This is a genomic window from Acinetobacter calcoaceticus (assembly GCF_016508255.1).
Taxonomy (GTDB): Bacteria; Pseudomonadota; Gammaproteobacteria; order Pseudomonadales; family Moraxellaceae; genus Acinetobacter; species Acinetobacter calcoaceticus_E.
In genome coordinates, this window is record NZ_JADVKT010000001.1 from 400,838 (window position 1) to 421,676 (window position 20,839).

Here is a 20,839-nt window from a genome sequence, read left to right on the forward strand (position 1 = left end):
GATTTTTTTATTAGCAATACCCATCCAGACGGGTTAATGGCAATTTCTTACCAATTGCTTTTTCAATTTCTGGCAAGTAAAAAGCATCATCTTCTGAAAGAAAACTGATACTTACACCTTGTGATCCAGCACGGCCTGTACGACCAATGCGGTGCACATAATCATCTGATTGCTCAGGCAAAGTATAGTTGATCACATGAGATACGCCATCAACATGAATACCACGGCCCGCAACATCCGTTGCGATCATGATGTTATTTTTACCCTGCTTAAACTGATCTAACATTTTTAAACGTTTATCTTGAGCAATTTCACCTGAAAGCATCCCGACCCGATATCCATCTCTCTTTAAATGATCATAAAGACGACGTACTTGATCACGGCGATTAGCAAAAATCATTACTTTATCGATAGGCTCTTCGCGCAAAATATCTTGTAGCAAACGATATTTATCTTGTTTAGCAACGACATACACGCGTTGCTCAACATCGTTATTGGTTTTTTGCTCAGGCTCAATTTCAACAGTGATTGGTTCAAACAACCATTGTCTCGCTAAATTAAGCACATCATAACTAAATGTAGCTGAGAACATGAGGGTTTGACGTTGTTCCTTACGCGGGGAATAACGCACGATACGTTTTACAGAAGGAATAAAACCCATGTCCAATAAGCGGTCTGCTTCATCGATGACTAGGAATTCAATTTGATCGAGCCAAACTTCTTTTTGTTCTACAAAATCAATGAGACGCCCAGGAGTGGCAACTATGATATCGACAAAATTAGCATCTAGCTGTTTCTTTTGCTTATCAAAATCTACGCCACCTAACAGTGTCACGATGTGTAAATCTGAAAATTTTGTGAGTAACTTTGCATCGCTTTCGATTTGCAATGCCAATTCACGGGTAGGTGCCAAAATCAAGGCACGTGGCTCACCACGAAAACGCTGCTCTTGAATTGGGTTATGTAACAAGTCATTAATTACACTAATAAGGAAAGCAGCAGTTTTACCCGTTCCTGTTTGCGCTCTACCAATTGCATCATGTCCGCCCAACGTATATTTTAAAACCTTTTGCTGAATCGGGGTCATTTGCTTAAACCCTAAAGCATCAATCGCCTTTTTAAGTTGCGGATGTAAATTCAAGGTTTCAAAACCAGATGTCATAAATACGTGCTCTAACAAACAATCTCTCTAATGAGAAGATCATTATAAACAAAAACGCCCCAATTCAAAAATTGGAGCGTCCATGATTCATCAAAAGATGAATTAGTCTAAAGGCTGAACGTTTTCAGCTTGAAAACCTTTTTGACCTTGTACCACACTAAATTCTACGCGTTGGCCGTCACGTAAAGAACGGTGGCCATCACCTACGATTGCGCGGAAATGAACGAATACGTCGTCACCGCCGTTACGTTGAATAAAGCCAAAACCTTTAGTGTCGTTAAACCACTTTACTACGCCTTGTTCGCGAGCTGTCATAAGTCAATCCTCAGATGTTGAAAAAAGGACCTTCCGGTGTTGCAAACAGCAGAGCAAACAAGTGTTTAAAATATTTATAATCTTAAAGCTTGTAATCATTCTGTAAAACTATCAACAATTTCCGGTTACATCCATTTGTTATAAGATTTTTAAACCAATTTAAGTGTGCGGTAAATCCTAAAACGGTTCGAGCTTACCACGGGTTTATGACAATTAATAGAATTTTTTTCAATTATTCCCCGTATTTTTAGTCCTTTTTTTAAACAGCTTATTACAATATTTTTTATAGGTAATTGCTTGTTTCTTCTTTTATAAAATGTGCAGCGTTTATAAAAAAATTTGTTAGAATAGTCTTTTTTAGTTGTTTTGATGATGAATGACCGATACTTCTTCTACTACAGCACCCATTGAAATTAATGCCTTGGGCCAACCTTGTCCGATGCCTTTATTAATGTTGAAACGCGAACTCAAAAAAGTATCGGGTAAACAGCTATTCTTATTAAAATCTTCTGACCCTCATAGTGAAATAGATGTAACTCGTTACTGTGGTTTACACCATTTTATGTGTCAGACTACACATATATCTGAAAGAGAATTTCACTATTTAATTGAAACTCAATAATTCTTTGCTAAACTAAAAGATTAGAAATTGCATAAAATTTTACATTTCTCTACCCAATTTTCCTTAATTATGAAGCTGATTCAAATTAAGATGAATTTATTGGTTATCCCATCCGATCCTACAAGGAGAAATCATGAGTGACAGCAGCAATCAATTGATGCCCCTGTCATTGTCTGCGCCCGGTGTAAACCTTGGTGCATATATCAGTACTGTCAATCAGATTCCTATTTTAACGGCCGAGCAAGAAAAAGAACTTGCTGAACGTTATTATTATGACCAAGATCTTGATGCCGCAAAAATGCTGGTAATGTCGCATTTACGTTTCGTCGTTCACATTGCGCGCAGCTATGCAGGTTATGGCCTACCACAAGGCGACCTTATTCAAGAAGGTAATTTAGGCTTAATGAAAGCCGTGAAGCGTTTCGACCCAAATATGGGCGTGCGTCTTGTATCTTTTGCCGTCCACTGGATTAAGGCAGAAATTCACGAATACGTTATTCGCAACTGGCGTATTGTCAAAATTGCAACGACTAAAGCACAGCGTAAATTATTTTTCAATTTACGTAGTTTAAAAAAATCGAGTAAAAAATTAACGCTCGAAGAAGCTCAATCGATTGCGAATGACTTAAATGTTACTGCAGAACAAGTTCTGGAGATGGAAGGTCGTTTAACTGCTTATGACGCTGCTTTTGAAGCTCAAGGCGACGACGACGATGACACTCCACATACTGCACCTGCATTGTATCTTGAAGATAACCGCTATGATCCAGCTCGTTTAGTTGAAAATGAAGACTGGGAAGAGCAAAGTACATCTGCTTTACATGATGCAATGGATCAGTTAGATGATCGTTCGCGTAATATTTTACAACGTCGTTGGTTAGATGATGACAAGTCTACTCTCCACGAGTTAGCGGCCGAATATAATGTATCAGCAGAGCGTATTCGCCAGCTTGAAAAGAATGCAATGGAAAAAATTAAAATTGCTATGTCTGCAAGCTAAAATAAGTTTAAAAATAAAAGGGCGATTAGCCCTTTTGTTTTATCTGGCTATGTTTAGCCAACCCAATCTATGATAACGTTGCCCTTCATTATTCATTTGCGTTTTTGTTATGTGGATTGCCATTTCAGCCCTTAATCTTGCCTTTGCAGTCATGTTGGGTGCGTTTGGAGCACATGGTCTTAAAGCTCACGCGAGTCCTGAGCAACTTGTTTGGTGGCATACTGCAACCGACTATTTTTTCTACCATGCTTTAGGTCTCTTAGCACTTGGTATTTTAAGCAAAGTCATCCTTACGTTCCCCATTAAATTACCATTTATATTGATTCAGATCGGTATTTTATTCTTCTGTGGTTCACTCTATATCATGGCACTTGGATTACCGAGAATTTTAGGGGCAATTACCCCAATTGGTGGAGCATTTATGATAGCTGGATGGCTCGTTTTGGCTTGGAATGCTTTCAAATACGCAAAATAATTGGAATGTGATCATGCAAATTTATTTAAATGGCGAAATAACGGACACGCCTTGTCAAAACCTCATGCAACTTATTCAGGCTTTAACACTTGAAGGAAAAAGATTTGCTGTCGAATATAACCAGCAAATTATTCCAAAAAGCAAATTAGAGCAAATCACTATTGCTCAACATGACCGTATCGAAATTATTCACGCTGTTGGCGGCGGCTAAGTCGGAGTTATCCATGCAAGACACCCCTCTCATTATTGGTTCACGTTCTTTTCAATCTCGTTTATTGGTAGGAACTGGCAAATATAAAGACCTACATGAAACAGATTTAGCCATTCAAGCGAGTGGTGCTGAAATCGTAACTGTCGCAATCCGCCGTGTGAATATTGGACAAAACCCAGATCAGCCAAATTTACTCTCTGTTATTCCACCGGAGAAATATACAATTTTGCCCAATACGGCAGGTTGTTTTGATGCTGATAGCGCAGTGCGTACTTGCATGTTAGCGCGTGAGCTTCTAGACGGTCACAATTTAGTTAAACTTGAAGTTTTGGGCGACGAAAAGACCTTATATCCAAATGTAACTGAGACTTTAAAAGCGGCTCGCACTTTGATTGACGACGGTTTTGAGATTATGGTCTACACATCTGATGATCCGATCATTGCTCAAGAACTTGAAAGTATGGGCTGTGTTGCGATTATGCCTTTAGGTAGTCTCATTGGTTCAGGTTTGGGTATTTTAAACCCGCACACTATTTCAATTATTAAAGAAAATGCAAAAGTACCAGTTTTGGTAGATGCAGGTGTTGGTACAGCAAGTGATGCAGCTATTGCTATGGAACTTGGTTGTGACGGCGTACTCATGAATACAGCGATTGCTGCTGCTCAAAATCCTATATTGATGGCTTCTGCAATGAAAAAAGCAGTTGAAGCTGGACGTGAAGCATTTTTAGCTGGACGTATGCCACGCAAACGTATGGCAAATGCAAGTTCACCAGAGACAGGTTATTTCTTTAAATAAGTTAACTCTGCATGTTCTAGGGCGAACACAGTTCGCCCGCTACATACGCAAACATTAAATTAAACATAATGACAATTACTCATCTTATTTATTTAATCAAGGGGAAACTATCTTCATTAAAGAGATAAAATATTATTCCTAACCCAATAGTTATTAGTTCAATTTAAATATTTTTCTAAAGTTATTTTTATATTTTACCTATATTTATCTGACCTTATAGAAGGCATATCAAATTGACAAGTGACTAAAGCTGATCTACTGAGCATTTTAGAGCTTTAAATCCATTCTTAAATCACTCCTTATCATTCAAATCTAATATTTATTCAGTTCAAATTATATTGATCTCTCAGTTTCCTAATAAAAGGTGTTATCTTCCAACTATCCTCAAATGGTTCTGTCCCATTTGCCCAATAAAGCACTGTTTGTGTATGCAAATCAAGATTATTTTCAACAAGAGATAATGTATGATACCAACGAATATCCCCCTCTAAATCATCCACTTCTTCAAAAGATTGAAAAAGCATTTCAATCAACAGAAATCGCTCATCTTCTGTAATATCATTTAGACCATACACACTCAAAAAATCATCTATATGCTCTACATCAGCAACTTCGTACTCCCAATCTTGCATTTCATCGTGATAAAATAATTTCAATCTTTCTGCCAATGCCATCCTAGCACTTATGTTTGGGAATTTAGGAGTGTTTAAACTATTTTCCATCTAGTAGTTCCCTTAAATTCTCTTTCGCTCTCCGCTCAAAATTCTGTTGAAAATACTCTGTTTGATAAAGTGGCTCAGACTGATAAAAATGCGCTAAAACTTCTTTTCTTTTAATGGAATATACGTCTGGATCAACCCAAGAATATTCCTGCTGAATTTGCTGTTCATATTGTAGAAAACGCTCTGGAGTAGCAGCTAAAATACCTAAATCAATATCCAACAAAAATTGTAAATCTAACTCATTAGTCGGTACATGTTTTTGCGTGGCAAGAATCCAACGCTTTACTTTATGAACTATATTTACTGATAAATCTTGAGCCATATATTGTTCAAATAACTCAGCACTTCTAAGCTCATTATCTTTAGCTTGCGGGTCATAGATAACATCATGAAACCAAAGTGCCAATGCAACTGCATGTACATCATTTAATTTAGATTGAACTGATTCGAACAGACTTAAACATTCATATAAATGTTGAACTGTATGATAGGATCGCTGCTTTTCACTATAAGCAGCGATAAGTATATTGAAGCTTTTGTCTGGCTCAGAAAAATGATAATGCTGATGCAGCTCAAACCAAACATGTTTCAATTTTGATAAATAAAGCTGCATCATCATATATTTTTCACTCTTAGGATTATTGCTCATCCCTTTTAAATACCAACTCTTTTGCCGATGAGTTATCAGCATCAAAGTAGTAACCATCTGTATTAAACGCTTGAATATCTTCAGCTTTATTTAATTGGTTTTCAACAATAAAACGAGCCATTAAACCGCGCGCTTTTTTCGCATAAAAACTAATGACTTTATATTTACCATTTTTCTGATCAAGAAAAACAGGCTTAACAATTTCAGCCTTAATTTTCTTCTCATTGACAGATTTGTAATATTCATCTGAAGCTAGGTTTACGAGCAATTCAGATTTAATTGCTGCCAAGTCTTCATTAATCTGGTTCGTGATAATGTCACCCCAGAATTCATACAAATTATGTCCACGCGTATTTTTTAATTTAGTGCCCATCTCAAGACGATAAGGCATCATCAAATCTAAAGGACGCAATAAACCATATAATCCAGACAGCATACGTAAATGCTGCTGTGCAAAAGCAATATCTTTGTCTTTTAAGTGGTATGCATCTAAACCTGTATACACATCGCCTTTAAATGCGTAAATCGCCTGACGCGCGTTTGAAAAATCGAATTCCGATTTCCAATCTCTAAATCGGTTCGCATTCAGGGTAGAAATTTTCTCACTAACACTCATTAAGCTCGCAATTTGTGAAGCAGAAAGTTTACGGCAAACATCGATTAATTGCGCTGAATGATCTAGCAAGCGAGGCTGAGTAAACTCATCTGTAGGTAACGCTGTTTCATAATCCAAAGTTTTTGCAGGAGAAATTAAAGCAAGCATAGACAACCTGAAAAAATTATTCTTAATACCAACTATAACAGTAGATATTTTTTAATGCTAACTCGTGTTTTCAATGGCGACTATCGGTAAAATAGTATCACGTATTGTTATTTAGCGGTTCTTATATGTCTGAGCAAACTTTCATCCAGGGTCCAGTAGGTAAAATTGAACTTTTCGTTGACCGCCCTGAAGGTGAAATCAAAGGCTTTGCGGTTGTTTGTCATCCGCACCCATTGCAAGGTGGAACCCCTCAACATAAAGTCCCTGCCCTTTTAACCCAAATCTTTAATGAATATGGTTGCATTGTTTATCGTCCTAGTTTCCGTGGCTTAGGCGGCAGTGAAGGTATTCATGATGAAGGCCATGGTGAAACTGAAGATATCTTGGCTGTAATTGAACATGTTCGTCAGCTTCATGAAGGCCTGCCATTTTATGCAGGTGGCTTTAGTTTCGGCTCACATGTTCTGGCAAAATGCTTTGCACAGCTGCCCCCTGAATTACGACCTATACAGTTAATTTTGTGCGGTTTACCAACGGCTACTGTAGTGGGTTTACGCCACTATAAAACACCAGAAATTCAAGGTGATATTCTACTCATTCATGGTGAGCAAGATGACATTACATTGCTTTCAGATGCAATTGCATGGGCAAAACCGCAGAAGCATCCAATTACGATTTTACCAGGCGCCAATCACTTCTTTACAGGCTATTTAAAACAGCTTCGTCAAATCATTACACGTTTTATTATCATGAAATAATTTAGTTTGATGGACATAGATCAAATCTATGTCCATCATTTCATAAGCCCTGTAACTACTAAAAACTATTCCAACTTAGCCCAAAGCGGGCCAAATATTTTTTCACCCGGTCGCTATCGTTGGTTGTATTACGTTGTTTACGAGACACCGAAAAGAGCTGTCTTCCGGCCTCTGCCATTGATTTTGAATTTTCACAAACCTTAAGCACGCCACGTAATTGAATCTGATCAAACTCGTCTATTTGCTCTAGTTGTTCAGAACTCAAATAATTCAACAAAATGTCTGCATCTCCACCGTTGCAAGATGCTGTCTGAATGAGCCAAAGTTGCTTTAGGCGTTGAATTTCTCTTTTTACTGTTTCACTGTGAATTAACTCACCTTGCGATAAAGTTGCCAAACGAGTTACGCTCGCTGCTAAATCTCTAAAATTACCTTGCCAAGTTGCATCTGCTGATTTAGCAAATTTCAAATACATTTCTAAAGCATCACGTTGAAAACGTAATTGTCTTTGATGAATTGCCGCAAAGCGCTGTAGCTCAAACTCAATGTTTGGTGCAATATCTTCTACTCGGTCTTTTAAATTTGGTAAAAAGAACGTCCACGTATTTAAACGAGCCCATAAATCTTCACGAAAACGGCCAGCTTGGACTTCATCACGCAAATCACGGTTAGTACCTGCAATTAGTTGAAAATCTGCCTGAATTTCCTTATCACTCCCAACAGGAAAAAAGCTTTTATCTTCTAGTGCTTTTAGTAACATTGCTTGCTCATCAAGCCCTAACTCACCAATTTCATCTAAAAATAAAATTCCTTGATCAGCACTTTTTAATAAACCAGCACGAGAAGCAGCCGCTCCTGTAAATGCACCTTTTATGTGACCAAATAAGGTTGACATGGCACTATCGCCACGTAAGGTTGCACAGTTAACATCGATAAAGCGACCGCTGAACTGGAATTTATCTTTCTTTAACTGAAAAATCTGTTTTGCCAAATGAGACTTACCAACACCTGTTGCACCCATGATTAAGATAGGCGCACTAGAACGGGTTGCAACTAATTCAACTTCCTCAATAAGTTGGTTAAACGCTTTATTATGAGTAGAAATATTCGCTTTAAGCTGTTGCCAATTTTGCTTTTGTTCATCATCGAATCGCTGTTTTAAAACATCGTATCGAGACAAGTCCAAATCAATAATTCTGTATTCACCCTCTGGTGTCTTTGGTTGATTAGGTGAACTTTGAATGAGTTGAGCTGGTAAATAATGCGCATCTACCAATAAATACCAACAAATTTGGGCAACATGTGTTCCCGTTGTGATATGCAATAAATAGTTATTTTTTTCCACATCAAACGGATAGGTTTTTACAAAGTCATAAAGCGCTCCATATACCTCGGCAAAATCCCAAGGGTCTTTAATACTGACCTTATGTCCAGCAACCTGTGTTTGTGGAGAAATTTCTTTTGCGTCTAAGGCTATAGATTTAACTAAATTATGATGTTGTCGGTCATGTAACAATACCAATTCATCTACAAGTAAATCTTCATGCATTAACAGACTAATCGTGGGACGCCAACGTTGCCAACGATCTGGCTTTCTCCCTTGATCAAGGGTAGAACCAACAAAGCCAATAACGACTGTTTTCTTTACATCCGCCATAATTTCTATAAAATTTTATAAGTGTCTATAATATACAATACGCATTTGACCAAAAAATTCCAAGAATATGCTTCATTTTACTTTTTTAGGCACATCTTCAGGTGTGCCCACCCTGACACGTAATGTTTCGGGATTAGCTGTTCGCAACAGTAAAAATAAGGACTGGATTTTAATTGATGCGGGTGAAGGTACTCAGCACCGCCTTCAACAAGCCAAACTTTCTCTACAAAACCTAGTTGCCATTTGTATTACACACGTTCATGGCGACCATTGTTATGGTCTAGTAGGTTTACTGGCAAGTGCTGGTATGAATGCCCGCACTAAACCATTAACCGTTATAGCTCCGAAAGAAATTCAGCAATGGTTTGAAATCACAGCCCAACTTACAGACTTACACTTACCCTATTCACTGCATTTTATTGATGTGAATGAAGCAATGCAGCCACAACAGATCACCAATGAGTTCATCATTCAAGCACATCCCCTAAGCCATCGTGTTCCAAGTTTTGCATTTAGCATTTACATAAAATCTAGCCAGAAAAAATTAGATATTCAAGCATTAACTCAGCTTGGCGTACCTCAAGGCGATATGTGGGGCCATTTAAAGCGAGGCTACAATGTTGAATTTGAGGGACAAACTTTAAAGGCTCAAGACTTTATCCAAATTCAAACTCAGCAAGTTCATGCAATTATAGGTGGAGATAATGACCAACCTGAACTATTAACTGACGCTTGCAAAGATGCCCAACTCCTTATTCACGAATCGACTTATTTACAAACGGTTTTAGATAAAGTCGGCAAAGGTCCAATGCATAGCTCAGCAAAAATGGTGGCTGAATTTGCAGAACAGCAATCTTTGGATAATTTAATTCTGACGCATTTTAGCCCTCGCCATCAGGATAAAGCTGGACAGCAAGCTATTACTGAAGAAGTTCGCCAGTTTTATAACGGTCATTTTTATTTAGCCAATGATTTTGATGAATTTACTTTAAATGAAGCTGGACAGCTTTTAAAAGTCGAAAAGAAATTTTAGAGCCAACCTAATATATCTAAAAAGATACTTAAATATATTTTTAGATATTTTTTAAATATTAATAATTAATATCCAAATTTATTTTTAACAACCTTAAATTATTTTTTATATAAATTTCAAACTCTTATATTTAAATTAAATACTTTTTAAAAAGTTGGCACACTCAGTGCAATAGTACAAGCACACAACATCATTTGGATGTTATGAATAACACCTGCCTGTAAACGCTTGGCAGGCAGGCTTTGAAAGGAAAAGAAAATGTCTGTCGTTGAAGAAATTAACCAACAAGCTCAATTTGAACAAAAGCAGCAACAACGCTCTTATCAAGTTCTGCAAAATGAAAAAAGTGTGCCAGTCAAAATGTGGACTAAAGGCGTGCTTGTTGATGACAACTCAAAACAACAATTATTGCAAACGGCACAAATGCCTTTTATTTATAAGTGGATGGCTGTAATGCCAGATGTACACTTCGGTTTAGGAGCAACTATTGGTAGCGTGATTCCAACCAAAGGCGCAATTATTCCTGCTGCAGTAGGTGTAGATATTGGCTGCGGAATGATGGCAACCCGTACCAGTTTAACTGCCTCAGATTTACCAGATAACTTACATGCTTTACGTACTGAACTTGAACGTTTAATTCCACATGGAATGACGAAGCGCGGACGTGATCGCGGCTCATGGGAAACTCCACCAGAAATGGTAGATCAAGCTTGGGCCGATCTGGTTGCAGATTTTGAATACATTTGCGCAAAACACCAACGTTTGAAAAATACCAACAACCGCAAGCATTTGGGAACATTAGGTACAGGAAACCACTTTGTCGAAATCTGTTTAGATGAGCATGATCATGTGTGGATTATGTTGCACTCAGGATCCCGTGGTGTAGGAAATGCCATCGGTAATCATTTTATTGAGCTTGCACGTAAAGATATGCAGAAGCATTTCATTAACTTGCCGAATAAAGATTTAGCATACTTAGTTGAAGGCACTGAACATTTTGATGATTATTGGTTTGCGGTAGGTTGGGCTCAACGCTTTGCCATGAAGAACCGTGAGATCATGATGCAATCTGCAATTAAAGCCTTGGCTACCATTGTACCAAAGCCTTTTCAGGCACGTTTGGAAGCAGTGAATTGTCACCATAACTATGTAGAAAAGGAAGAACACTACGGTGAAGAAGTGATGGTCACTCGTAAAGGTGCAGTCCGTGCGCGCTTAGGTGAATATGGAATCATTCCGGGTTCAATGGGTGCGAAGTCATTTATTGTGCGTGGGCTTGGAAATCAAGAATCTTTCTGTTCATGTTCACATGGCGCAGGTCGTGTGATGAGCCGTACTGAAGCAAAACGACGTTTTACTGTTGAAGATCAGATTGCACAAACTGAAGGTGTAGAATGCCGTAAAGATGCCGCTGTTATTGATGAAATTCCATCGGCTTATAAACCAATTGAAGATGTAATGAAAGCACAAAGCGATTTGGTTGAAGTGGTTTATACATTAAGACAAGTGGTGTGTGTTAAGGGTTAAATATGGAAAAAGATTGTTTAGATATTCGAAGCTATAGAATCAGGGCAAATGAAGAAAAGCATCTTGCTCTACCTGAGCAATCTTATTACATCATCCTAGCTGTCAATACTGATCAAATTTTGCCTGAATGGCGTAATTGGATTTGTAAGCAGATTGTCTATTCCAAACACTGTATTCAAGCAATGGTTACAGGACATGAGAGTTCTATTTGGGATGATGTTTTAGATGAAACGTATCTAGCTTTTTATAACTATCAACCACCAGTCGATCACTGCTTCATGACCACTTGGCATGAAGATGAAACTTTAGAACACATTACTGAATGTGCAAAATTTAGTATGCAATTAGAAGATATTTCGAAATTAGTTATTGTACATATTGAATAAAAGGTAAATAAAATGAAACTCGCTGAAGCACTTTTACTTCGAAGCGATCAACAAAAAAAGCTCGCTTCTTTAAAACAACGAATCAACACTAATGTATTGGTACAAGATGGTGATGAACCTAGTGAAGATCCAAATGAACTGATCAAACAGGTATTTGCCCTAACCCAAGAAAGCAATGAATTAATTTATTGTATTCATCTAACCAATGCACAAGCAAAGCTAGAAGATGGGAAAACGCTATTATCACTATTGAGCTTAAGAGATAACTATGCCGAACAGCATAAAGTTTTAATCGATGCGATTGCCAATACAAATCGTGAGCCTGATCGTTATAGTTCACGTGAAATTAAGTGGAAGAAAGTTATTCCTGTTTCCAGCTTACAAAAGCAGGCTGATGATATCAGTGCAAAACTCCGCGACTTAAATATCAAAATTCAAGCCGCCAACTGGCAAATTGATTTAATCAAATAAACACTAGATTTTGTGAAATCATTTTCACAATCACAGTTTGGGCATACTGGGCGAGTACAAGATCCTGCTTTTCACCGATCTGAGGGATTGAAAATAATTCAGGCGGCTATGGCAGCATGTGAGCCGTGCATCGATATTCACTTATCAGGTTCAGCACCATGCACCTAGCAAACCTTTGTCTAAAGCAAAGTTACACGTTACTTCGCATTACCATGTACTGACAGTATGTTCATTAAATTAAAAAACAAGGAAAATAGAAGTGAATACAGTTTTGGCAAATATGCCAAAAGCCATTCAAATTGATGGATCACAAGGTGAAGGTGGTGGACAGATTTTAAGAACTGCCCTTGCGCTTTCAATGATTACAGGTCAGTCTTTTGAATTAATCAATATTCGTGCAGGCCGTAAAAAATCAGGTTTAATGCGCCAACATTTGGTTTGTGTGCAGGCATCTCAACAAATTAGCCAAGCTTATGTGAAAGGTGCTGAATTACATAGCCAACGGTTATATTTCGCACCTCAACATGTTCAAAGTGGGAAATATCAATTTCAAATCGGCTCTGCAGGTAGTACAACACTGGTTTTACAAACCCTCTTGCCTGTTTTGTTATTACAAAGTGAAGCCAGCGAACTCACCATTTCAGGCGGTACACATAATCCACTTGCACCAACAGCAGATTTTATTGAACATTGCTTTTTACCTGCTCTAGCGAAGATTGGAATTAACGTCGATTTTAAATTAAACAAAGCTGGCTTTTTTCCAATTGGTGCAGGTGAAATTCAGATTACCGTTCAGCCATGGCAACATCGAAACAGCTTAAATTTATTAAATCGTGGTGCTTTGCAATGCATGGAGGCTTTTGCAGCCACTCTGAACCTTTCAGAAGAAGCACAAATTGCTCAACGAGAATTAGTGACTTTAAATAAAACCCTGAAATTGGATACTCAACAACAATTTCATTTAAATGGGATTAGCCAAGGTAATACAGTTTATGTGACAGTTGAACATGAGTGTCATACTCAAGTGTTTACAGCTTTAGGCGAGATGCGCAAAAGTGCAGAACAAATAGCTGATCTTTTAGCAAAAGATGTAAAGCTATATTTATCTTCACAAGCTGTTGTAGATGAGTATTTGGCAGATCAATTACTTCTACCTTTGGCGTTAGGCCAAGGTGGTGAATTCACGGCTCAATTTATTAGCGAACACACTCGCACTCAAGCAGCTATGATTGAAAAATTTATTGATTGTGAAATCGAAATTATCGAGTTAAATCCAGATCATTTCCATGTAAAAGTCAAAGTTTAAGAAGCTCATGACTGAGCTTCTTATTTCTAAAAAATTACTCTACAGATGCCAAAGCCGTCACCAACAACTTCCAGCAATTATCTACAGTATCAACCTTTACTCGCTCACCCGGTGCATGCGCACCTTGAATATCAGGTCCAAATGAAACCATCTGTAAATCTGGATAGTGCTCGGCAATAATGCCGCACTCTAGGCCTGCGTGAATCACTTTTAGCTTTGGCTCAATGTTAAACGCCTTTTGATAGGCTTGTTGTAAGCACTTTAAAGCAGCCGAATCAGGATTTGGTGTCCAACCCGAAACTAATGGTGTGAGTGTAGAGGCGATATTAAATTGACTAAAATGCGCCTGAATTTTCTTTGCAAAATCTTCAGCTTCTTGATTCACCATTGAGCGGACCATTAAAACAGCTTTTCCCCCCTCTCGACTTAATTTTACAACCCCAATATTATTTGAAGTCTCAACCACATCTGGAAGAGCTTGACTCATACTTGCAACGCCGTATGGACTTGTTGCCAAAGCTTGCAGCCATTCGCCTTGCTGTTGCAAAGCAATAACTTCGGTCACTTCAGAGCTATTCGGTTGAATAGTTAATTGTAGATTGTCATCAATACCCTGTAGCTGTTTTTTCCATGTCGTTTGATATTCAGCGAGTAATTTTTCTAATTCAGGTAACTGGTTAGGCGAAATTGCAATGGTTGCCACTACTTCTCGAGGTAAAGCATTACGAGCTGTACCACCTGTAAACTCGACAAGGCGACCACCAAGTTGTGCTAAATGCTGATATAAAAAGCGAGCCAAAATAACATTGGCATTACCGCGTCCTAAGTGAATATCTACACCAGAGTGTCCACCTTTGAGGCCCGCAACCTGAATGTTCACAGCGGTCAAGTTTTCAGGAATTGGTTCATAAGTAAGTGACTGTTCAACTTCAACATCAATACTGCCAGCACAGCCGAGATATAGCTCACCCCACTCTTCAGTATCAATATTAAATAGCCATTTCCCTTTTAATACACCTGCCTGTAAAAGCCGTGCACCACTCATGCCCGCTTCTTCATCAACAGTTAAAAGAACCTCAATTGGGCCATGAGCAATATCATTTGAGTCTAATACAGCTAAAGCTAGGGCTACCCCAATGCCATTATCAGCACCCAAAGTCGTATCTTTAGCAATTAACCAGCCATCTTCAAGAACTGAGCGAATTGGGTCTTTAAAGAAATCATGTACTGTGCCAGTGTTGGCTTGTGTGACCATATCTAAATGGCCTTGAAGAATGACCCCAGACACATGTTCTTTACCCGCAGTCGCATTCTTACGGATAATTAAATTACCGACTTCATCTACGTAAGTTTCCAAATTCCGACTTTGTGCCCAGTTTTGTAAAAATTTACGAAGCTGCTGTTCATGCTTTGATGGACGAGGAATTGTGCAAAGTGTTTGAAAATGCTGCCAAACAACTTGAGGAGATAATGCTGCAATATCAACTTGTGTCATGAAAACCACACTCTAATTATGTAAATATCTTAATAATTTCAATATACACAATACATTAAAGATAGGTAGGGATTTCGGGAAAGATTTTGTATTTTTATATTTAATCTAAAGAGATTGTACGACTTTTCTAAAAAGCCGTCCTTTGTGAATAATTCTAAACACTAGTATTCCTTAGTTTTTCCATTCAAATGCTGAAAAACTCTGATCTGCTTTCAAACTATTTTCAACAGCCTGCGCAAGCTGACGAATAATGCTTTGTGTTTCAATTTTCTCAAACCAGTCTAGTTCTTCATCTGGATTGGCAGAGATTTCACACATCAAATGCCCATCATGATCTGTTTTTTGACAAGTAATAGACAAGGGTAAAAGATGATTATCAATACTCACTTCTACTTTTTCATGTTCATGCACAATATGCTGTGCATCAAAACCATAATGCCCCAATTGTTTAAACAGTAAAGCCGCAACATACTCTTGGGTGATATGGCATTCATTTGGTGGATGATCAAGTACCCCATGTTGTGGGCAACTGGCAATAAATTGTAATTTTTTCATCCTTTGTCCTAACACTTTTATCATTATCTGCACTTAGCATAAGCAATAAACAAACAGCAGCCAAGCCTTTAGCCCGCTGCTGCCGTTGCTATTGTGTTAGCAATTATAAAATGTATTAGGTGAAAAGTTATTGGCTAACTTCGATTGTTAAGCCTGCTTGATTCGCCAACTCAGTAAAAGTTGGGAAACTAGTAGCAACCGTTTCAGTACCTTGAATCGTAATTGGACCTGAAGTACGCAAACCTGCCATACTAAAGCTCATTGCAATACGATGGTCATGGTGTGATTCAACTTCACCACCCGCAAAGATTGGTGACCAATCACCTGACTTACCCTTACCTTCAATAATGATGCCATCATCGGTAGGCGTACAATCAATACCCATGATTTTTAAGCCATCTGCCATCACCTGAATACGATCAGACTCTTTCACTCGAAGCTCAGCCGCACCAGTTAATACTGTCTGACCTTCGGCACAAGCAGCAGCAATAAATAATGCTGGGAACTCATCAATTGCTAAAGGTACTTGATCTTCTGGCATATGAATGCCTTTGAGTGTACGTGAACCTTTAATATGAATATCAGCGATAGGTTCGCCACCAGCAATACGCTCATTTTCAACAGTCAGGTCAGCACCCATCTGTTTTAAAATTTCGATTACACCCGTACGCGTTGGGTTAATCCCTACTGCTTCTAGAACAACATCGGCACCTTCAGTAATCGCAGCGCCCACCATAAAGAACGCAGCAGATGAAATATCTGAAGGAACTTGAATGTCGGTACCGACTAATTTGCCACCACCCACAAGGGAAATTTTATTACCTTCAGTTTTTACCTCATAACCAAAGGCACGAAGCATACGTTCTGAATGGTCACGTGTTGGTTCTGGTTCTGTTACCGAGGTTTCACCTTCAGCCCATAAACCAGCAAGTAAAATACCAGATTTGACTTGAGCAGATGCCATAGGTAAATCGTATTGAATGCCTTTTAATTGCTGAGCACCAGTAATACTTACAGGTGGAGTACCTTTTTCACCTGTCGTTTGAATTTGCGCACCCATTAAACGTAATGGTTTAGCAATACGCTCCATTGGACGTTTAGAGAGAGAGGCATCACCTGTCATCACTGAATCAAACTTTTGAGCTGACAACATACCTGAAAGCAAACGCATGCTTGTTCCAGAGTTCCCCATATACAAAGCACTTGCAGGCGCCTTTAAACCATGCATACCTACACCATGAATGGTCACTTCACCATTTTTAGGGCCTTCAATGCTTACACCCATGTCACGGAAAGCTTGCAGAGTTGCCAGTGCATCTTCACCTTCAAGGAAACCAGTTACATGCGTGGTTCCTTCGGCAATAGCACCAAACATAATGGAGCGATGTGACACAGATTTGTCACCCGGTACGGTAAATTTACCTTTAAAAGTTTTATTTCCCGGTAAGATACTGAATTGCTGTGTCACCTTATTTTTCTCCATTAAAGGTTTTTTGGCTAACATGTGATTGAAATGCTGACGTGCAGCCTGTGCATGACCGAGTAATCCCATCAATGCATGAGAGTCTTCGCTTTCAATCAATTTTCTAAGTACGGTAAGCTGTTTTTCAAAACCATCCACGGCATTTAATATTGCTGTTTTATTGGCAAAGAAAATGTCATGCCACATTTGTGGATCACTCGCAGCGATGCGGGAGAAATCCCGAAAACCACCTGCCGCATAGCGGAAAATATCGAAATTATCTTCACGGTTCGCCAGTTGCTCGACCAGATTAAATGCCATTAAATGCGGTAAATGACTGGTATGTGCTAAAACCTCATCATGCTTGGCTACATCCATACAAATGACTTCGGCTTTTGCTGCCGACCAAAGTTGAATCAGTTTATCAACAGCCCATTCTGCGCTTGTTGGTAACGGCGTTAAAATCACTTTGTGATTGGCAAATAGATCAACTTTACCCGCATGAACACCTGTATGTTCACTACCCGCAATAGGATGTCCGGGAACAAAACCTTCTGGTAGATCTTCACCGAATACAGCTTTTGCAGCATCTACAACATTACCTTTTGTACTACCCACATCGGTTAAAATGGTGGTTCCTGACAAGTAAGGTTTAATTTGCTCAAGCACTTTTTGTGTAGCACGTACAGGCAAGGCTAAAACGACTAAATCTGCCCCTTTCACGGCTTCTACAGGATCGGAAAAACCTTCATGTATCAAACCAAGTGATTTTGCATCTTCTAAAGTTTTTTGTGAACGTGTAGATGCCACAACAGTCGTCGCCAACTTTTCTGCAGCAATAACACGAGCTAAACTTGACCCAATGAGCCCTAAACCAATAAATGCAACTTTTTTAAATAAGGGGTGTGACATAACTTCAACTTTGCTTTTGCTCAAGAATATTTAACTCATTGAACAATTTGTTTTTAAGCATAATGACATGCCCATCTTGATGCATGTCATTATTCCAACATAAGTAATTACAGAACAGCCGCAGGATAAGAACCTAAAATACGGATCTCTTTCACCATTGGACGAATATCATTAATCGCAGCAGCAACATTCTCTTGTTCGATATGACCTTCTAAATCGATAAAGAATACGTATGCCCACTTTTCAGGTAATGCTGGACGAGTTTCAATACTTGTTAAGCTAATATTATGTTTTGCGAATGGCGCTAAAATCTCTAATAAAGCACCTGCACGGTCATGCGCTGAAATCAATAATGATGTTTTGTCATTACCGCTTTGTGGAATTTTTTCACGGCCAATCACTAAGAAACGTGTGGTATTTTCCGGATTATCTTCAATATTGCTATGTAAGATTTCAAGGTTATACATGCCCGCTGCAATATCAGATGCAATGGCTGCCGAATGCCATTCATTGCGAATACGGCGCGCAGCTTCTGCATTTGAGTTTAAAGCAACACGCTCAACACCCGGATAATGCGCGTCTAACCATTGGCGACATTGGGCCAAAGTTTGCTGATGCGCATAAATCTGCTTAATACTGTCTTTACGTGTATTTTCAGAAACAAGAAATTGATGATGAATACGTAATTCAACTTCACCAATCACATTTAAATTCGATGTTTTAAAGCAATCTAAGGTATGGTTTACAACACCTTCAGATGAGTTTTCAACTGGAACCACACCGTAATGTGCACTACCTGCTTCCACTTCACGGAAGACTTCATCAATCGTTGGAAGTGGGCGTACAACCGCATCTTTACCAAAATGCTTAAGCACAGCAGATTGAGTAAAAGTACCTTCTGGCCCTAAAAATGCAATACTTTGCGGCGCTTCTAAAGCAAGGCAAGCAGACATAATTTCACGGAACAAACGCGCCATGGTTACATCAGACAAAGGACCTTGGTTACGCTCCATAACTTTACGTAAGACCTGCGCTTCACGTTCAGGACGATAAAACAAAGGATTCTCTTCGGAAGCAAATTTAGCTTTTGCAACAGCTTCAGCAAGGCTTGCGCGGCGATTTAATAATTCTTGAATCTGTTGATCTACGCTATCAATATCTTCGCGAATTTGTTCTAAACTAAGAGAAGTCGTTTTGTTTTGATCATCGTTGATCATTGGAAGGCAGCCTCAGCAAAATCATCTTTTAAACGAGAGTATAACAATAGTCTGCTTTGATTTGTTAGGCAATATGGCTGTATTGGCTTTTTTCATTAAACCATCTTAGTCGAATTCCTCAGATCACTTTATTTGATAATGATTTTCATTTGTGATTTATAATATAATTTAAACTTCCTATTATTATGCATAAATCATTTTTCTTTTTTCCTTACATTTTTCTTCTGAGTTCTTTAATAAGTTGTTCTGTTTTGGCTCAGACTTATCCACCAAATTAATCAAAAATCCTTCTAGATAACAACCAAGCACAATTCCAACTCAAATCTAAAAATACGGGTCATGATTATCTTATTCAAATTTATAAACCGCCTGTTGCACCACCACAATACGGTTATCCAGTACTTTATATATTAGATGGGAATGCTACATTTCCGAGTGCCGCCAATATATTGCTCAAACGATTGGTGCAGGTTCTACAAAATTAGGACTAGACCCACTCATGATTGTCGCTGTTGGTTATCCTCAGCAAAAAACCTAGAAAGCCGTAAATCTTTATTTGATGAGCGAGTGCAGCAAATAGCTGAATAAAAACATACTCAAATTTTTAAATGAGCACATTGGTTATTTTAGAGAGAACCCTCGTCTCAATGCATAGATTAGTTATACTGCCTAAAGGTGTCATAACAACAGTAAAATAGAATGAATAAAATTATTGTTTTAAGCTTACTAGGCTTTATAGGTTTCAATCTAACAGCATGTGGCGGTTGCCCAATCATTGCAGGATGCAATGGTACTGATAATTCTCCGTACTATATGACGACTGCCAGTAATCAAGTTCGTGGTATTCCTATCCCACCCCAAACCAAGCTGACCTATCAGTCGCAACATTTCAGGCAGAAATTTGAGCAAACAGATGCCTTAAAAGAGAAAAATCTAACAGATATCTCTTTACCAGCAAATACAGCAATTATTTGGGGTGGTATACCAGTAGACAGGTTCACACAGTTTTCTAATCCTGAAATGAAAGGCTTCTCGGTCTATCCAGCACGAGGATTTAAAACAGAATTATCAAATGAGTTTTCACGTTTATGGAAAAGCTGTGAAAGTGATTTAAACATTAACTTAAAGAATCCAAATGACTGGTCATTTAATCCTAAAAATATGGAAATAACTGGTTGTGGTGTCGTTATTCAAAAACGTAGTGAATACACTGAAGACTCATTCCGTCAAGGTGAAGCCGACGAGTTTTTAAGAAAGATCAATCATGCATTACAGCAATTACCAAGACAAGAAAACTATCCTATAATTCATCGACCTACAAAGTAACTAAAAAAGCCTGCTC

At 38.4% G+C, this 20,839-nt stretch carries 22 protein-coding genes and 1 pseudogene; 13 read left to right on the forward strand and 10 right to left on the reverse strand.

Going from position 1 to position 20,839, the window contains the following annotated elements; all coding sequences use genetic code 11:
* Window positions 1–10 precede the first annotated feature (10 nt).
* The gene (rhlB, locus tag I5515_RS01920; protein ID WP_199964493.1) at window positions 11–1,162 is read right to left on the reverse strand and encodes an ATP-dependent RNA helicase RhlB; all 1,152 of its coding nucleotides are present in this window, start codon (window positions 1,160–1,162) and stop codon (window positions 11–13) included.
* Window positions 1,163–1,264: 102 nt separating this feature from the next.
* Window positions 1,265–1,477 (reverse strand): cold-shock protein, encoded by a 213-nt coding sequence (locus tag I5515_RS01925; protein ID WP_000126912.1) that lies wholly within the window; start codon window positions 1,475–1,477, stop codon window positions 1,265–1,267.
* 376 nt (window positions 1,478–1,853) lie between these two features.
* On the opposite strand from I5515_RS01925, the gene I5515_RS01930 reads away from it, so the two are divergent.
* The 5 genes from I5515_RS01930 to I5515_RS01950 all read left to right on the forward strand — a co-directional run bounded on the left by I5515_RS01930 (window position 1,854) and on the right by I5515_RS01950 (window position 4,584).
* A complete protein-coding gene (locus tag I5515_RS01930; protein ID WP_199964494.1) occupies window positions 1,854–2,099 on the forward strand; it encodes a sulfurtransferase TusA family protein in 246 nt (81 codons plus the stop codon).
* A 133-nt stretch (window positions 2,100–2,232) separates the two neighbouring features.
* Window positions 2,233–3,099 carry an RNA polymerase sigma factor RpoH gene (rpoH, locus tag I5515_RS01935; RefSeq protein WP_004791254.1) on the forward strand — a complete coding sequence of 289 codons (867 nt, stop codon included), beginning with the start codon at window positions 2,233–2,235 and terminating at the stop codon, window positions 3,097–3,099.
* A 109-nt stretch (window positions 3,100–3,208) separates the two neighbouring features.
* Window positions 3,209–3,574 (forward strand): DUF423 domain-containing protein, encoded by a 366-nt coding sequence (locus I5515_RS01940; RefSeq protein WP_199964495.1) that lies wholly within the window; start codon window positions 3,209–3,211, stop codon window positions 3,572–3,574.
* Between the two features lie 13 nt (window positions 3,575–3,587).
* Window positions 3,588–3,785 carry a sulfur carrier protein ThiS gene (gene thiS, locus I5515_RS01945; RefSeq protein WP_199964496.1) on the forward strand — a complete coding sequence of 66 codons (198 nt, stop codon included), beginning with the start codon at window positions 3,588–3,590 and terminating at the stop codon, window positions 3,783–3,785.
* A gap of 13 nt (window positions 3,786–3,798) precedes the next feature.
* Complete coding sequence (locus I5515_RS01950; RefSeq protein ID WP_199964497.1) at window positions 3,799–4,584, forward strand: thiazole synthase; 786 nt, start codon at window positions 3,799–3,801, stop codon at window positions 4,582–4,584.
* A gap of 323 nt (window positions 4,585–4,907) precedes the next feature.
* On the opposite strand, the gene I5515_RS01955 is transcribed toward I5515_RS01950, so the two are convergent.
* The 3 genes from I5515_RS01955 to yaaA are packed head-to-tail and all read right to left on the reverse strand — an operon-like array spanning window position 4,908 to window position 6,718.
* A complete protein-coding gene (locus I5515_RS01955) occupies window positions 4,908–5,306 on the reverse strand; it encodes a hypothetical protein (RefSeq protein ID WP_199964498.1) in 399 nt (132 codons plus the stop codon).
* Window positions 5,296–5,925, reverse strand: a complete 630-nt coding sequence (locus I5515_RS01960) for a metal-dependent hydrolase (RefSeq protein ID WP_199964854.1) — start codon at window positions 5,923–5,925, stop codon at window positions 5,296–5,298. Before I5515_RS01960 ends, I5515_RS01955 begins: the two co-directional genes overlap by 11 nt.
* Before the next feature lie 19 nt (window positions 5,926–5,944).
* Complete coding sequence (gene yaaA, locus I5515_RS01965) at window positions 5,945–6,718, reverse strand: peroxide stress protein YaaA (protein WP_199964499.1); 774 nt, start codon at window positions 6,716–6,718, stop codon at window positions 5,945–5,947.
* Between the two features lie 125 nt (window positions 6,719–6,843).
* Between yaaA and I5515_RS01970 the strand changes: the two genes are divergently transcribed.
* Window positions 6,844–7,476, forward strand: a complete 633-nt coding sequence (locus I5515_RS01970; protein ID WP_199964500.1) for an alpha/beta hydrolase — start codon at window positions 6,844–6,846, stop codon at window positions 7,474–7,476.
* Window positions 7,477–7,534: 58 nt separating this feature from the next.
* On the opposite strand, the gene rtcR is transcribed toward I5515_RS01970, so the two are convergent.
* Complete coding sequence (rtcR, locus tag I5515_RS01975) at window positions 7,535–9,133, reverse strand: RNA repair transcriptional activator RtcR (protein WP_199964501.1); 1,599 nt, start codon at window positions 9,131–9,133, stop codon at window positions 7,535–7,537.
* Between the two features lie 67 nt (window positions 9,134–9,200).
* On the opposite strand from rtcR, the gene I5515_RS01980 reads away from it, so the two are divergent.
* The 5 genes from I5515_RS01980 to rtcA all read left to right on the forward strand — a co-directional run bounded on the left by I5515_RS01980 (window position 9,201) and on the right by rtcA (window position 13,856).
* Window positions 9,201–10,166, forward strand: a complete 966-nt coding sequence (locus I5515_RS01980; protein WP_199964502.1) for a ribonuclease Z — start codon at window positions 9,201–9,203, stop codon at window positions 10,164–10,166.
* Between the two features lie 258 nt (window positions 10,167–10,424).
* Window positions 10,425–11,693 (forward strand): RtcB family protein, encoded by a 1,269-nt coding sequence (locus I5515_RS01985; RefSeq protein WP_199964503.1) that lies wholly within the window; start codon window positions 10,425–10,427, stop codon window positions 11,691–11,693.
* Between the two features lie 2 nt (window positions 11,694–11,695).
* Entirely contained in the window at window positions 11,696–12,079 is a 384-nt protein-coding gene (locus I5515_RS01990; protein ID WP_199964504.1) for a hypothetical protein, read from the forward strand.
* A 12-nt stretch (window positions 12,080–12,091) separates the two neighbouring features.
* A complete protein-coding gene (locus I5515_RS01995; protein WP_199964505.1) occupies window positions 12,092–12,550 on the forward strand; it encodes a DIP1984 family protein in 459 nt (152 codons plus the stop codon).
* A 259-nt stretch (window positions 12,551–12,809) separates the two neighbouring features.
* Window positions 12,810–13,856, forward strand: a complete 1,047-nt coding sequence (gene rtcA / locus I5515_RS02000; protein WP_199964506.1) for an RNA 3'-terminal phosphate cyclase — start codon at window positions 12,810–12,812, stop codon at window positions 13,854–13,856.
* A gap of 34 nt (window positions 13,857–13,890) precedes the next feature.
* Here rtcA and I5515_RS02005 read toward each other — a convergent pair whose 3' ends face one another.
* The 4 genes from I5515_RS02005 to pheA form a co-directional block, all read right to left on the reverse strand.
* Window positions 13,891–15,351 carry an aminoacyl-histidine dipeptidase gene (locus I5515_RS02005; protein ID WP_199964507.1) on the reverse strand — a complete coding sequence of 487 codons (1,461 nt, stop codon included), beginning with the start codon at window positions 15,349–15,351 and terminating at the stop codon, window positions 13,891–13,893.
* A gap of 171 nt (window positions 15,352–15,522) precedes the next feature.
* Window positions 15,523–15,906: a hypothetical protein gene (locus I5515_RS02010; RefSeq protein WP_199964508.1), complete on the reverse strand. Its 384-nt coding sequence runs from the start codon at window positions 15,904–15,906 to the stop codon at window positions 15,523–15,525.
* A 127-nt stretch (window positions 15,907–16,033) separates the two neighbouring features.
* The gene (locus tag I5515_RS02015) at window positions 16,034–18,280 is read right to left on the reverse strand and encodes a bifunctional prephenate dehydrogenase/3-phosphoshikimate 1-carboxyvinyltransferase (RefSeq protein ID WP_199964509.1); all 2,247 of its coding nucleotides are present in this window, start codon (window positions 18,278–18,280) and stop codon (window positions 16,034–16,036) included.
* A gap of 107 nt (window positions 18,281–18,387) precedes the next feature.
* On the reverse strand, window positions 18,388–19,497 hold the full coding sequence (gene pheA / locus I5515_RS02020; protein ID WP_003650703.1) for a prephenate dehydratase: 1,110 nt from the start codon (window positions 19,495–19,497) through the stop codon (window positions 18,388–18,390).
* A gap of 185 nt (window positions 19,498–19,682) precedes the next feature.
* Here pheA and I5515_RS02025 point away from each other — a divergent pair.
* Both I5515_RS02025 and I5515_RS02030 read left to right on the forward strand, forming a co-directional pair.
* A pseudogene (locus I5515_RS02025) lies at window positions 19,683–20,032 on the forward strand (alpha/beta hydrolase-fold protein); the annotation flags it as partial.
* A gap of 164 nt (window positions 20,033–20,196) precedes the next feature.
* Window positions 20,197–20,823, forward strand: coding sequence for a hypothetical protein (locus tag I5515_RS02030; RefSeq protein ID WP_199964510.1), 627 nt, complete (start codon window positions 20,197–20,199; stop codon window positions 20,821–20,823).
* The last annotated feature ends 16 nt before the right edge of the window (window positions 20,824–20,839 follow it).